The following is a 13739-nucleotide window of genomic DNA, read 5'->3' on the forward strand; positions in this document are numbered from 1 at the left end:
ACCACCATGCCCCGGACCCACCGGCGAACGCGCCCAATGGTGGTGGTACCAACCCTTCCAACCCCAACCACCACCGACCACCAACTGAGCAGCCCACTACCACGGCACCGAATCGCAACTCAAAAGAGTTGTCAGATAACGAGTTTCGTTCGCCGAACGCGGCGGTTACGCGCCCAGCTTCTCCGCCAGCCGCCGGTTCACCGGCTCGGGCAGCAGATCGGAGACGTCGCCGCCCATCGACGCCACCTCCTTGGCCAGCGACGACGACACGAACGAATACCGCGGGGTGGTCGCCACGAAAAATGTGTCCACCCCGGCGATGTGCTTGTTCATCTGGGCCATCTGCAGCTCGTACTCGAAGTCGGTTCCGGTGCGCAGGCCCTTGACGATCGCGGTCAGCCCCCGCTCGCGGACGAAGTCGACCACCAGGCCCCGGCCCGACTCCGCGCGCACATTGGGCAGGTGCGCGGTGGCTTCGGTGATCATCTCGAGGCGCTCCTCCAGGCTGAACATGCCCTTCTTGGCCGGGTTGATCAGCACCGCGGCCACCACCTCATCGAACTGCGCGGCCGCGCGCTCCAGGATGTCGACGTGTCCCAGCGTCACCGGGTCGAACGAACCCGGGCACAACGCACCGCTCATGGCTCAAGACGCTAGCAGTCCTGGCCGGACCATTCGGCCAGCTCCAGCCGGGTGTCGCCGTAGCGGCGATCCGGCCACACCTCCCAGCCGTCCGGCCACCGCATCGCAGGGCTCGAGGCCGCCCGCTCGATCACCACCACGGTGCCCGGCCCGGCCCAGCCGCCGGCGGCCAACAGCTCCGGAAGCGCGTCGATGTCGGCGGCGCCGATCTCGTAGGGCGGATCAGCCAGCACCAGATCCACCGGCCGATCAGTGCCGGCGGTCAGCACCGAGGCCACCGTGCCGCGCCGCAGCGTCGCACCGGACAAACCCAGCGCGGCGATGTTGGCGGCCAGCACCTCGGCGGCGCGACGGTCCGATTCGACGAACAGCGCCGTGGCCGCACCCCGCGACAGTGCCTCCAGTCCCAGCGCCCCCGACCCGGCGTACAGGTCCAGCACTGCCATCTCGGTCAGGTCCAACCGGGCGTCGAGCACGTTGAACAGTGCCTCGCGTACCCGGTCGGTGGTCGGTCGGGTGCCGCGCGGCGGCACGAGGATGCGCCGTCCGCCCGCGGTGCCGCCGACGATGCGGGTCAGTTCAGCACCACCAGCAGGTCGCCGCCTTCGACCTGGGCGGTCTCGGCGACGGCCACCCGGGCCACGGTTCCCTGTGCCGGTGCGGTGATGGCGGCCTCCATCTTCATCGCCTCGATGGTGGCGACGGTCTGTCCCGCGCTGACCTGATCGCCCTCTGAGACGCCGATGGTGACGACGCCGGCAAACGGCGCCGCAACGTGGCCGGGCTTGGTGCGGTCGGCTTTTTCGGCCACCGGTGCCTGGCTGGCCACACTGCGGTCACGCACCTCGATCGGCCGCAGTTGGCCGTTGATGATGCACATCACCGTGCGCATACCGCGTTCGTCGGGTTCGGAGATGGCTTCTAGCCCGATCAGCAGTTCCACGCCGCGCTCCAGGCGGACCCGGTGCTCCTCGCCTTGTCGCAATCCGTAGAAGTACTGGTTGGCTGAGAGCTGTGAGGTATCGCCGTAGAGCTCGCGGTGTTCCTCGAATTCCTTGGTGGGGCCGGGAAACAGCAGCCGGTTCAAGGTGGCTTGGCGCTTGGGTCCGGTCAGGGCCAGCGCGGCCTCGTCGTCGGCGGACAGCTGCTGGACTTCGCGCGCCGGTTCGCGGCCCGCCAAGGCCTTGGTGCGCAGCGGTTCGGGCCATCCGCCGGCGGGCTCGCCCAGTTCGCCGCGCAAAAAGCCGATCACCGAATCGGGAATGTCCACCCGTGCGGGGTCGGCGGCGAACTCCTCGGCGGTGATCCCGGCGCCGACCAGAGCCAGCGCCAGGTCGCCGACCACCTTCGAGCTCGGGGTGACCTTGATCAGCCGGCCCAGCACCGCATCGGCTCCGGCGTAGTTGGCTTCGATGTCTTCGAACCGGTCGGCCAGCCCCAGCGCCTTGGCCTGTTGGTGCAGATTGGACAGCTGACCGCCGGGGATCTCGTGGCGATAGACCCGACCCGTGGGCCCGGCCAGACCGGATTCGAACGGCGCGTAGACCTTTCGGACCCCTTCCCAGTAGGGCTCCAGGTCGCACACCGCCGGCAAGGATAGGCCGGTGTCGAAGTCGGTGTTGGCAGCGGCGGCCACGATCGAGCTCAGCGCGGGCTGGCTGGTGGTTCCAGCCAGCGGTGCGGCCGCCCCGTCGACGGCGTCGGCACCGGCGTGCCAGGCCGCCTCGTAGGTGGCCAGCTGCCCACCGGGGGTGTCGTGGGTGTGGACGTGGATCGGCAGCTCGAAGCGGCTGCGCAACGCACCGACGAGCGTGGTGGCCGCCGCGGGCCGCAGCAGCCCGGCCATGTCCTTGATCGCCAGCACGTGCGCGCCCGCGTCGACGATCTGCTCGGCCAGCTTCAGGTAGTAGTCCAGGGTGTAGAGGTTCTCGGCGGGATTTGTGAGATCACCGGTGTAGCACATGGCGACTTCAGCCACCGCAGAACCGGTTTCGCGCACCGCGTCGATCGCCGGGCGCATCGAGTCGACGTTGTTGAGCGCATCGAAGATCCGGAAGATATCGATACCGGTAGCGGTCGCCTCCGCCACGAACGCCGAGCACACCGATTCCGGATAGGGGGTGTAGCCGACGGTGTTGCGGCCCCGAAGCAGCATCTGCAGGCAGATGTTGGGCAGCGACTCACGCAGCACCGCCAGCCGCTCCCAGGGGTCCTCCTTCAAAAAGCGCAGCGCCACATCGTAAGTGGCCCCGCCCCAGCACTCCATCGACAACAGCTGCGGGGTGGTGCGGGCGATGTAGGGGGCCACGTTGAGCAGGCCCTTGGTGCGCAGCCGGGTGGCCAGCAGCGACTGGTGCGCATCGCGAAACGTCGTCTCGGTAACCGCAACAGCCGGCGATTCCCGCAGCCAGCGGGCAAATCCCTCGGGCCCCAACGTCATCAGCCGCTGTTTGGAACCCGGCGGCGGCGCCGCCGACAGGTCGATCTCAGGCAGCTTGTCGCGCGGGTACACCGCCGACGGGCGCGCACCGTGGGGCTGGTTGACGGTGACATCGGCCAAATAGGTCAAGATCTTGGTGCCCCGGTCCGCTGAGGCGTGCGAGGTCAGCAGTTGCGGGCGCTCATCGATGAACGACGTGGTGACGCGCCCGGCCCGGAAGTCGGGATCATCGAGCACCGCCTGCAAAAACGGGATGTTCGTCGACACGCCCCGGATGCGGAACTCGGCGATGGCCCGGCGCGCCCGGTTCACCGCGGTGGGGAAATCCCGGCCCCGGCAGGTCAATTTGACCAGCATCGAGTCGAAGTGCGGGCTGACCTCCGCACCCAAGTTGGTGCCGCCGTCCAACCGGATACCAGCACCGCCGGGGCTGCGGTAGGCGGTGATCCGGCCGGTGTCGGGACGAAAACCGTTGGCCGGATCCTCGGTGGTGATCCGGCACTGCAACGCCGCGCCATGCAAAACGATGTCGTCTTGGCGCAGGCCCAAATCCTCCAGGGACTCCCCGGCGGCGACCCGCAACTGGGCCGACACCAGATCCACATCGGTGATCTCCTCGGTCACCGTGTGCTCCACCTGAATCCGCGGATTCATCTCGATGAACACATAGTGGCCGCGCTCGTCGAGCAGGAACTCCACCGTTCCCGCACAGCTGTAGCCGATGTGCCGCGCGAACGCGACGGCATCAGCGCAGATCTTCTCCCGCAAATCCGGATCCAAGTTGGGTGCGGGCGCCAACTCCACGACCTTCTGATGCCGGCGCTGCACACTGCAGTCCCGCTCGAACAGGTGCACGACGTTGCCGTGGGTGTCGGCCAGGATCTGCACCTCGATGTGGCGCGGGTTGATCACCGCCTGCTCCAGATACACCGTCGCGTCGCCGAACGCGGATTCGGCTTCCCTGCTGGCGGCCTCGATAGCCTCGGCCAGCCCGTCGATATCAGCGACCCGGCGCATCCCGCGGCCACCGCCGCCCGCGACCGCCTTGACGAACAGCGGAAACGACATATCGGCTGCCGCGGAAACCAATTCCTCTACCGAGCGCGACGGCTCCGATGCCGCCAGCACCGGCAGCCCGGCCTCCCGCGCGGCGGCCACCGCATGTGCCTTGTTGCCGGCCAGCGCCAGCACGGCAGCACTCGGGCCGACGAAGGTGATGCCCTCATCCGCACAGGCCTGCGCCAGCCGCGGGTTCTCCGATAAGAAGCCATACCCGGGGTAGACCGCGTCGGCGCCGCACCGCTTGGCGGTGGCCACGATGCCCTCCACCGACAGGTAGCCGCGCACCGGATGCCCCGCCTCGCCGATCTGGTAGGACTCGTCGGCTTTGAGCCGGTGCACCGAATTACGGTCCTCATAGGCATAGACCGCCACCGTGTCGATCCCGAGCTCATAGGCGGCGCGAAACGCGCGGATCGCGATCTCTCCGCGGTTGGCGACCAGCACTTTGGAGATCACAAGGCACTCCTTAAGTCAGCGTCAACCAGTAATCCTGAAAGCGCAGGAATACCAACAGAAATACCGCGATAAACCACAACGCCGCAAACGTCCACCGCCACCGGTGCAAAAGCCCCGATATTCCGCGATCCTCATCCGACGCGATTCCCGCGAATATCACCAGCAGCACCATCGTGACCGCCCACACCACCATGCAGTACGGGCACAGCGCGCCGATCCGGTACAGACTCTGGAAGATCAGCCAGTGCACGAAGCCGGCACCCACCAGGGTGCCGGCCACCATACCAACCCAATACCACCGCGGCAGAGACACTTTGGTCACCGCCAGCACACCGGTGACCACCACCACGGTGAACGCCACAATGCCCATCAGCGGGTTGGGGAAACCCAGGACCGATGCCTGCGGGGTGCCCATCACCGGCCCGCAGGACAGCACCGGGTTCAGGTTGCACGACGGGATATACGACGCGTCGGTGAGCAGCCGGATCTTCTCGACGGTCAGGGTGACCGAGGCGGCCAGCCCGATGACTCCGGCGATCAATACCGCCCAGGCCCGCGGGGCCGCCGGCGCCTGCGAGGCCGGCGTTGCGGCTGGGTCGACCGCCGGAGCCGCGATACTCACGACTGGGTGGCCGGGACGTCCATACCGGGCACGTCACCGACGATCTCCCGAATCTTCGCGACGAGGGCTTCCGGGGTCGAGGGACGGTAGTCCTCGCCGTTGATGCGCAGCGTGGGCGTGGCGTGGATTCCGGCGGCCTGGGCCATGCCACTCACCATCTTGAGGTATTTCCCGCTGTTGATGCAGCCCGGAACGCTGCCGGCGGCACCGGCTTGCCGGGCCAGCTCGATCAGGCGCTTGTTATCGGGGAAGTCGGTCCCGATCTCCGACGGCTGCAACTCGACGGTGTAGAGCGCGGTGTGGAACCGGCGGAAGGCGTCGATGCTCTCGTCGGCGACACAGTAGGCCGCGGCACCGGCCCGCGAGGAGTAGTTGTCGTTCTGCGCGCGATCCAGGATCGCGACCATGTGGTAGTCGGCGGCGATCGCCCCGCTGTCGATCAGCCGGGACACCGTGGGCCCCAGCGCGCGCTCGAGGTTGCCGCAAGCCGGGCAGAGGAAGTCCTCATAGAACGACAGCACGGCCTTCGGCTCGTCGTTGTCGTCTTTGACCAGCTTGCTCGAGGTCACCCGGATCGCCTCGCCGGCGCCGGCGCCCTTCTTGTGGCTGTTGGACACCACGATGTAGCCGATGAGTCCCACCGCGAAGAGCACCACGATCGCGACGAGCCCGATCTGCATGGCGAGGTTGCGTTTGTGATCGGCGGCCTTCAAGCCGGAGGCGCCGGGGCGTTTGGGTTTGCTGGCCACAGTCGGTTGGTCCTCGTGTTCGGTGGTCGGTTTGCGGTTCAGCGTACCGGCGTGGGCTGGCGGCCTCAGCCGCGGCTGAGGTGGGCCCGCAGCGCCGAGATCAACGCGGTGGTCGCGGTGGCGCTGCCGCCGCCGAGGGGGAACAGGTTGATGAAACCGTGCGTCAGCGACCGCGTCCGGCGCAGGTCGACGACAACCCCGGCCTCGCGCAGCGCCGTGGCGAACTGTTCGCCTTCGTCGTGCAGCGGGTCGAAACCGGCGACCGCGATCAGTGCCGGCGCCAGCCCGGATAGGTCGGCAGCCCGCAACGGCGACACCCGCGGGTCGCTCGGGTCCAGCGGTGAGCGGCCCACGTACTGGGCGGTGAACCAGTCCATGTCGTGCTTGGTCAGCAGGTAGCCGTCGCCGTAGAGCGTGCGCGAGCGGGTCGTCTGGGCCGCCACGTCGGTCACCGGGTAGAGCAGCCACTGCAGGACCGGCGCCGGTCCACCGTCATCGCGGGCCAGCAGCGCTACCCCGGCGGCCAGGTTGCCGCCGGCGCTGTCCCCGCCTACGGCCACGCACCCGGGTATTCCCCCGAGCTCCGCGGCGTGCGCATGGGCCCATCGGAACGCGGCGTAGGCGTCGTCGACCGCGGCCGGCGCCGGGTGCTCGGGGGCCAGCCGGTAGTCGACGGACAGCACCACCACCTCGGCGTCATGACACGTCAGCCGGCAGATCGCGTCGTGGGTGTCCAAGTCGCCGATCGCGAATCCGCCGCCGTGATAGAAGACCAGCATCGGGTGGGCCGCATTAGCGGGGCAACCGGCCGGCCGGTAGTGGCGGGCGGCGATGTCACCGGCCGGGCCGGGCAGGGTGATGTCGCGGACATCGCAACCCTGGATGTCGGTGCCGCCGAGCCCGGCGGTCAGCTCACGCAGCTGAGCGCGGGAGGCCGCCGCGTCGTCGTCGGCGACGAGGCCGTTGATGCCCAGGGCGCGCAGCCCGGCCAACGCCAAGCGCAACGTGGGGTCCAAGGTGTTGCCGTTGATGGTCACCGACCGTCCACCGGTCATCAGCCGCTGCACCCCGATCGGCAGCATCGGGGTCACCTTCATACCCACGGAGAAGGCGGTGTTCTGCAGCTGTTCGGCCCACCGCGCCGCCGACCCGGAGGCGGGTGCGCCTGGCAGACTTCGTGTCATGACTGTTCGAAGTAACTTGCGCTCGGTCACGCTCAACGACGGTAATTCCATCCCCTCCCTCGGTTTCGGGGTTTACAAGATTTCGCCCGCCGACACCGAGCAGGCGGTGCGCACCGCCTTGGCGGCCGGGTACCGCCACATCGACACCGCGGCGCTGTACGGCAATGAGCGCGAGGTCGGCCGTGCGGTGACGACATCCGGACTGCCGCGCGACGAGTTGTACGTCGTCACCAAGCTGTGGAACGCCGACCAGGGATACGATTCGACGCTGGTCGCGTTCGACAAAAGCATGGACCGGCTCGGTCTGGATACCCTGGACCTGTACCTGATCCACTGGCCGCTTCCGGCGCGCGGCAAATTCGTCGAGAGCTTCCGGGCGCTGGCCCATCTGCGGGATCAGGGCCGGATCCGTTCGATCGGGGTGAGCAACTTCTCCCCCGAACACCTCAAGATGCTCATCGACGGGACCGGCATCGTGCCCGTCGTCAACCAGGTCGAGCTGCACCCCCGGTTCAGCCAGGCCGAACTGCGGGAGGTGCACGCCCGCCTGGGCATCGCCACCGAAGCGTGGGCGCCGCTGGGCCGCGGTTCGCTGCTGGAGCACCCGACGGTCACCAAGGTCGCACAGCGTTATGGCAAGACACCGGCGCAGGTGCTGATCCGGTGGCACATTCAGCTCGGTAATATCGTGATTCCGAAATCGGTCCACCCTGAGCGCATCGTCAGCAATTCCGAAGTCTTCGACTTCGAACTCGGCACCGCCGAGATGACCGCGATATCCTCGCTCGACGACGGCGCGCGACTGGGACCCGATCCACGCACATTCGATTACACAGGTAGGTGAGATGACGCCGGGCACTTCGATCCCCTCCATCGCGCTCAACGACGGCCACAGCATGCCGACTCTGGGCATCGGGGTCGCCGAGCTGTCGGACGCCGAGACCGAGCGCGCGGTCTCGGCCGCTCTCGAGCTGGGCTGCCGGTTGATCGACACCGCCAAGGTGTACGGCAACGAGGCCGCGGTCGGCCGGGCGATCGCCGCGTCCGGCATCGCCCGCGACGAGCTCTTCGTCACCACCAAGCTGGCCAACGCCGACCAGGGGCTCACCGCAGCCATCGAGGCCTGCCATGCCAGCGTGGAGCGACTCGGGATGGACTATGTGGACCTGTACCTGATCCACTGGCCGGCCCCGCCGCTGGGCATGTACGTCGACAGCTTCGGCGGGCTGATCCAGGCCCGGGAGCAGGGGCTGACCCGGTCGATCGGGGTCTGCAACTTCACCGAGGAGCACCTCAACGACGCGATCGACCTGGCTTTCGAGACGCCGGCGGTCAACCAGATCGAGCTGCACCCCCTGCTCAACCAGGCCGAGCTGCGGGCCTTCCACGCCGAGCGGGGCATCGTCACGCAGGCCTACAGCCCGCTGGCGGTGGGCCGCCTCCTCGACCACCCGGCGGTGACGGCGATCGCCGGCGAGTACGGCAAGACCCCCGCCCAGGTGCTGATCCGGTGGAGCCTGCAGCTGGGCAACGTCGTCATCCCGCGATCGGCCAACCCCGAGCGCATCGCGAGCAACCTCGACGTCTTCGGCTTCGAGCTGGCCGCCGAGCACATGGACACTCTTAACGGGCTCAACGACGGCACCCGGGTGCGCGAGGACCCGCTGACCTACACCGGCCTGTAAGCCGTCACGCTCGGCGGTTGATCCGCTCCACCAAACCGGCCCGCACCGCCGGCCACTCGTCGTCGATCACCGAGTAGACCATCGTGGTGCGCCATGAACCGTCGCTGCGGCGGGCGTGCCGGCGCAGTGCGCCCTCCGCGGTGGCGCCGATGCCCAGCACCGCCCGCCGGGAGCGCTCGTTGAGATCGTCGACGTTGAACTGCACCCGGCCCGCGCCCAGGGTGCCGAAACAGTGGTCCAACAACAGCAGTTTGGATTCGGAATTGATCGCCGAGCCGCGCGCCCGGGCCGATAGCCAGGTGTAGCCGACCGTCACCCGGCGATGCGGCTGGCTCATGTCGTAGATCGACGTGGTCCCGACGATGTCGCCGGTGGCGGCCTGGACCTGGGTCAGTACCTGACGTGGCGATGCCAGCGCCTCGGCCACCGACTGCTCGGTGGGTGGACCGGATTGGCTGCCGTAGAGGAAATACCGGGTGGATTCGACGTCGTAGGCCCGCGCCAGCCCGGTGACGTCGGCGAGCACGGTCGGCCGCAGCAGCACATGCTCACCGCGCAGCGTGGGCGCGGTGGCCCAGTGGTCGATCGTCATCACACGTCCTATCCGGCCGGGCAGGTGGCCGCGGCCCGGCGCAGCACGCCGGCCGACGCCTCGTCGAGCCGCAGCGCGTAGCCCCGCACGACGGCAATGTAGGCGACGGCGTACTGACAGGCGAATGATTTATTCGGCGGCATCCACTGCCCCGGCCCGGCATCGCCCTTGTCCTGGTTGCCCTGCCCGGCGACCGCCAACAGGTTGGCCGGGTCGTTGGCGAACCGCAGCCGCTGGCGGTACGGCCAGCCTGACGCGCCCATGTCCCAGGCGTAGGCCAGCGGCACGATGTGGTCGATCTGCACCGCCTCACCGATCTTGGCGCCGCGGGTGAAGGCGACGACGGCGTTGGTGTACGGGTCGTGCAGGACACCGGTGGCCACCGCCTGCGCGCAGCGTTTGGTCGACACGTGGGTGATGTCGACCAGATCCCGGTTGAGGATGTCGTTGCGGGTGTCGCAGCCGTTGTGGCCGCCGGGCGCGTCGTTGTCGTCGTCCCAGGCGTCGCCGAACACCGACCGGCGATAGTCGTAGCGATGGGTGCGCGCGGCAACCACCGGGATTCCGGCCAGCACATCGGCGCCCGGCGCCACGGTGGGCATGCCGGACCGGGCGGCGAGGGCGCGGCTACGGTTTCCGGCCGCCGACACGGTCTGAAAGGCGACGACGACGGCCAGCAGCGCCACCACGGCCAGCCACAGCAGGGTTTTGCGGTTGGTCATGATTTGTCCAGATAGTCGATGCCGGTGAAAGGCGCTGCCAGCCGGGCCAATCCGGGATCGGACGGGTCGGCAACCCAGGCCTGGATGCAGTAGTCGCGGGCGGCTTCGATCAGCTCGGCGTGATCGGCCAGCGACAGCAGCTTCAGCCCGCCACGCCAGCCGGACTGGTCGCGGCCCAACACGTCGCCCTCGCCGCGCTCGCGCAGGTCCAGGTCGGCCAGCGCGAACCCGTCCAGCGTGCCGGCGACGGCCGCCAAACGTTTGCCGGATTTGGATTTCGGGCCGCTTGAGGTCACCAGCAGGCACAGGCTGGCGTGCTCACCGCGGCCGATCCGGCCGCGCAGCTGGTGCAGCTGGCTGACGCCGAACCAGTCGGCGTCGGCGATCAGCATGACTGTGGCGTTGGGTACGTCGACGCCGACTTCGATGACCGTGGTGCACACCAGCACATCCACCGCCCCGGCGCGGAACGCCGCCATCACCGCGTCCTTCTCGTCTGCGGTGAGCCGCCCATGCATCAGGCCCAGCCGCAACCCGGACAGCGGCCCAGCCCGCAGCTGATCGAACAGTCCCACGGCGGTGGCCGAGGTGCGGCCGTTCGCCTCGTCCGAACCGGGCTTGGCGCCCTCGTCGGCCTCGTCGATGCGCGGTGCCACCACATAGGCCTGCCGGCCGGCCGCAACCTCCTCGCGGATCCGCTCGAAAGCCCGCTCCAGCCAGGCCGGTTTCTCCTTGACGAAGATCACCGAGCTGGCGATCGGCTGGCGCCCGCGGGGCAGCTCCCGCAGCGTCGAGGTCTCCAAATCGCCATAGACGGTGAGCGCCACCGTGCGCGGGATCGGGGTCGCGGTCATCACCAGCAGGTGCGGAGTGATGCCCTCGGGAGCCTTGGCGCGCAACCGGTCCCGCTGCTCGACGCCGAAGCGGTGCTGTTCGTCGACGACCACCATGCCCAGGTTGTCGAACTCGACCGCGTCGACCAGCAGGGCGTGCGTGCCGACGACGATGCCGGCCCGGCCGGCGGCGATCTCGGCGCGGGCCTGCTTCTTGGCGGCCGCCGACATCGAACCGGTGAGCAGAACCACCGCGGTGGCATCATCCGACCCGCCCAGCTGGCCCGCCAGGGCCAGCGGTCCGAGCATGTCGCGGATGGAGCGGACATGTTGGGCGGCAAGAACTTCGGTGGGCGCCAGCAGCGCGCACTGATAGCCGGCATCGACCAGCTGCAGCATCGCCAGCAGCGCCACGATCGTCTTGCCGGAACCGACTTCGCCCTGCAGCAGCCGGTTCATCGGACGGCTGGCGGCCAGCTCACCTTCGAGCACGCCAAGTACCTCGCGTTGGCCGGCCGTCAATTCGAACGGCAACCGGCCCAACAATTCTGCGACCAGCCCGTCGTCGCGGCGCGGGGCCGGCGGGCCGGATTCGGACAGCTCGCCGTGCCGGCGCATCGCCAGCGCCCACTGCAGGCCGAAGGCCTCGTCGACGGCGAGTCGCTCGCGGGCACGGTCTCGTTCGGCGGCGCTGTCCGATAGATGGATCGCGCGCAGCGCTTCGTCTTCGCCGAGCAGACCGCGCTCGGTGCGCACCGCCGCCGGCAGCGGGTCGGGAACCGGATCGAGCACCGCGAGCACCTGCCGCACACAGTTGAAGATGTCCCAGCTCTGCAATTTGGCGGTCGCGGAATAGATCGGATAGCAGCTGCGCTCGAAATCCGCCTGGTTGACCTGCCCGCTGACCTTTTGCGAGGCGTCGGCGATATTGCGCAGTGAACTGCTGCCGAAGTTGCGTTCCTGCTCGTTGCCGTCGGCTTCCTTGAGTACCAAAAAGTCGGGGTGGGTCAGCTGGATCGCACCGCGGAAAAGCTTGACCTCCCCGGACAACATCACCCGGGTCCCGGGGGTCAGCCGCCAGCGCAGGCCTTTGGGGTTGAAGAACGTCGCGCTGACCCGGTTGCGGCCACTGCCGACGGTGACGGCCAGGTACTTCCCTTTGCGGCGCTGCATGTCTTTGAGCTCCGCGGAGCCGATGGTGTCGACAATGGTGATGTGGTCACCTTCGACCGGGCGGCTGTCCGCTGCGCCGCGGACCCCGGTGCCTTCGACGTAGCTGCGCGGGTAGTGCCGCAGCAGGTCGCCGACGGTGCGGATGCCGAACGCCTCGTCGAGTTTTCCGGCGGCGTCGGAGCCGACGAGGTAATCCAGCCGGTCGGCCAGTGTGGCCATCGCTACTCGACCCCGATCAGCAGGGCGTCGCCGCGGTGCCCGGTGAGGTAGGTCGCCAATTCGATTCCCGGGTGCCGATCGTGTACATGTCCGGCCAGCACGTCGACGACCTCGGCGCCGAGACCGGCCCCGAACAGCACCGTGACCAGTTCACCGCCGGCCACCAGCAGCAGGTCGATCAGGCCGATCGCGGCCGCGCCGATGTCGCCGGCCACGATCAGTACCTCGTCACCGGCGATGCCCAGCCCATCCCCGGGCCGGCAGGTGCCGGCCCAGGTCAGCGCCTGCTCGGTGGCGACCCGCACCGAACCGTGCCGGGTGGTGCCCGCCGCCCGCGCCATGGTGTAGCCGTCGTCGACCACCGGCCGGCCCGGATCGTGGACCGCCAGCGCAGATAGCCCCTGCACCATCGACCCGGTCGGGACCGGCACCACGTCGATGCCCCAGCCGATCGCCGCCGTGCACCCGGCGACCAGCTCCTCGGCGGCGACGTAGCCGTTGGGCAGCAGCATCACCTGGGCCGCACCGGTGTCGACCACCGCGCGCAACAGCTGCTGGGCGGTGACGATCGTGGCCGGGTCGGCGCTGTGCGGGTCTGGCCGCAGCACGCAGGCGCCCTCGGAGGCGAACAGCTCCTGGGCACCCTCCCCGTCGACGACGGCCAGCACCGCGCGCTCGCGGGCCCAGCTGCCCGGCGGCAGGCCGGTCGCCCCGCCCAGCGCCGAGATCTGGATGCGCCGCGGCCGGCCGAACGCCAGGCCCGCCTCGACCGCGGCACCGGCGTCGTCGGTGTGCACGTGCACCGAATAGCCGCCGACCACCCCTGACGTCGCGATCGCCACCGAATCGCCGAGCTGGGTGAGCCGCTCACGTAAGGGGTCGGTGTCTTCGGGGGCGCACTCGCCGAGCAGGTACATCACCTCGAACTGCGGCGACGGTTGTTCGGTGACCGCGTCCGGCGGGCGTGGCTGCGGGGACGGCTGGTAGACCGGCCGGACCGGCGCCTGCCCGGTGATCGTCGACCGCAGCGCGTCCAGTAGCACCAGCAGGCCACGGCCGCCGGCGTCGACCACGCCGGCCTGTGCCAGCACGTCGAGCTGCTCGGTGGTCTGATCGAGTGCGGCGGCCGCGGCATCGGTGGCGGCAGTGATCGCCGCGCCCAGCCCGAAGCCCTGGGCCACGCATCGCTCGACGGCCGCCGCGGCGGCCTGCAGCACCGACACGATGGTGCCGGGCACCTCGCGGCCGCCCATCGAGGTGATCACCAGCTCGACTCCGTGGCGCAGGCCGGCGTGGTCGACGCCGGCGGCCGTGGCCTGCTGGTGCTACTGGACGCGCTGCGGTCGACGATCACCGGGCA

At 69.1% G+C, this 13739-nt stretch carries 11 protein-coding genes and 1 pseudogene; 2 read left to right on the forward strand and 10 right to left on the reverse strand.

What is annotated here, in order from left to right; translation table 11 throughout:
- Positions 1 to 165: 165 nt before the first annotated feature.
- The 6 genes from coaD to A5648_RS07245 form a co-directional block, all read right to left on the reverse strand.
- Positions 166 to 642 (reverse strand): pantetheine-phosphate adenylyltransferase, encoded by a 477-nt coding sequence (coaD, locus tag A5648_RS07220; RefSeq protein WP_065023894.1) that lies wholly within the window; start codon positions 640 to 642, stop codon positions 166 to 168.
- An 11-nt stretch (positions 643 to 653) separates the two neighbouring features.
- Positions 654 to 1220 carry a 16S rRNA (guanine(966)-N(2))-methyltransferase RsmD gene (gene rsmD / locus A5648_RS07225; RefSeq protein WP_065023895.1) on the reverse strand — a complete coding sequence of 189 codons (567 nt, stop codon included), beginning with the start codon at positions 1218 to 1220 and terminating at the stop codon, positions 654 to 656.
- A complete protein-coding gene (locus tag A5648_RS07230; protein ID WP_065023896.1) occupies positions 1217 to 4600 on the reverse strand; it encodes a pyruvate carboxylase in 3384 nt (1127 codons plus the stop codon). Before A5648_RS07230 ends, rsmD begins: the two co-directional genes overlap by 4 nt.
- 10 nt (positions 4601 to 4610) lie before the next feature.
- The gene (locus A5648_RS07235; RefSeq protein WP_065023897.1) at positions 4611 to 5222 is read right to left on the reverse strand and encodes a vitamin K epoxide reductase family protein; all 612 of its coding nucleotides are present in this window, start codon (positions 5220 to 5222) and stop codon (positions 4611 to 4613) included.
- Complete coding sequence (locus tag A5648_RS07240; protein ID WP_065023898.1) at positions 5219 to 5971, reverse strand: DsbA family protein; 753 nt, start codon at positions 5969 to 5971, stop codon at positions 5219 to 5221. The genes A5648_RS07235 and A5648_RS07240 overlap by 4 nt, the downstream gene beginning before the upstream one ends.
- Before the next feature lie 65 nt (positions 5972 to 6036).
- Positions 6037 to 7155, reverse strand: a complete 1119-nt coding sequence (locus A5648_RS07245; RefSeq protein WP_065023899.1) for an alpha/beta hydrolase — start codon at positions 7153 to 7155, stop codon at positions 6037 to 6039.
- Between A5648_RS07245 and A5648_RS07250 the strand changes: the two genes are divergently transcribed.
- Positions 7154 to 7999 (forward strand): aldo/keto reductase, encoded by an 846-nt coding sequence (locus A5648_RS07250; RefSeq protein WP_065023900.1) that lies wholly within the window; start codon positions 7154 to 7156, stop codon positions 7997 to 7999. The two genes, A5648_RS07245 and A5648_RS07250, sit on opposite strands and share 2 nt — an antisense overlap.
- Before the next feature lies 1 nt (position 8000).
- Positions 8001 to 8840, forward strand: coding sequence for an aldo/keto reductase (locus A5648_RS07255; protein WP_065023901.1), 840 nt, complete (start codon positions 8001 to 8003; stop codon positions 8838 to 8840).
- A 4-nt stretch (positions 8841 to 8844) separates the two neighbouring features.
- Here the strand turns inward: A5648_RS07255 and A5648_RS07260 are convergent, their stop codons facing one another.
- The 4 genes and pseudogenes from A5648_RS07260 to A5648_RS07275 form a co-directional block, all read right to left on the reverse strand.
- Entirely contained in the window at positions 8845 to 9432 is a 588-nt protein-coding gene (locus tag A5648_RS07260) for a GNAT family N-acetyltransferase (protein ID WP_065023902.1), read from the reverse strand.
- An 8-nt stretch (positions 9433 to 9440) separates the two neighbouring features.
- Complete coding sequence (locus A5648_RS07265) at positions 9441 to 10154, reverse strand: HNH endonuclease family protein (protein WP_065023903.1); 714 nt, start codon at positions 10152 to 10154, stop codon at positions 9441 to 9443.
- Positions 10151 to 12379: an ATP-dependent DNA helicase RecG gene (gene recG / locus A5648_RS07270; RefSeq protein ID WP_065023904.1), complete on the reverse strand. Its 2229-nt coding sequence runs from the start codon at positions 12377 to 12379 to the stop codon at positions 10151 to 10153. The genes A5648_RS07265 and recG overlap by 4 nt, the downstream gene beginning before the upstream one ends.
- A 2-nt stretch (positions 12380 to 12381) precedes the next feature.
- A pseudogene (locus tag A5648_RS07275) lies at positions 12382 to 13665 on the reverse strand (DAK2 domain-containing protein); the annotation flags it as partial.
- Positions 13666 to 13739: the final 74 nt, after the last annotated feature.

Origin of the sequence: Mycolicibacter sinensis, assembly GCF_001673565.1 — a bacterium.
In the GTDB taxonomy this organism is placed as follows: Bacteria; Actinomycetota; Actinomycetes; order Mycobacteriales; family Mycobacteriaceae; genus Mycobacterium; species Mycobacterium sinense_C.

Excerpts from the sequence above, each read along its gene's own strand:
- coaD (WP_065023894.1), bottom strand. The coding sequence starts at position 642 with ATGAGCGGTGCGTTGTGCCCGGGTTCGTTCGACCCGGTGACGCTGGGA.
- A5648_RS07250 (WP_065023900.1), top strand. The coding sequence starts at position 7,154 with ATGACTGTTCGAAGTAACTTGCGCTCGGTCACGCTCAACGACGGTAAT.
- A5648_RS07245 (WP_065023899.1), bottom strand. The coding sequence starts at position 7,155 with ATGACACGAAGTCTGCCAGGCGCACCCGCCTCCGGGTCGGCGGCGCGG.
- A5648_RS07255 (WP_065023901.1), top strand. The coding sequence starts at position 8,001 with ATGACGCCGGGCACTTCGATCCCCTCCATCGCGCTCAACGACGGCCAC.
- A5648_RS07260 (WP_065023902.1), bottom strand. The coding sequence starts at position 9,432 with ATGACGATCGACCACTGGGCCACCGCGCCCACGCTGCGCGGTGAGCAT.
- A5648_RS07265 (WP_065023903.1), bottom strand. The coding sequence starts at position 10,154 with ATGACCAACCGCAAAACCCTGCTGTGGCTGGCCGTGGTGGCGCTGCTG.
- recG (WP_065023904.1), bottom strand. The coding sequence starts at position 12,379 with ATGGCCACACTGGCCGACCGGCTGGATTACCTCGTCGGCTCCGACGCC.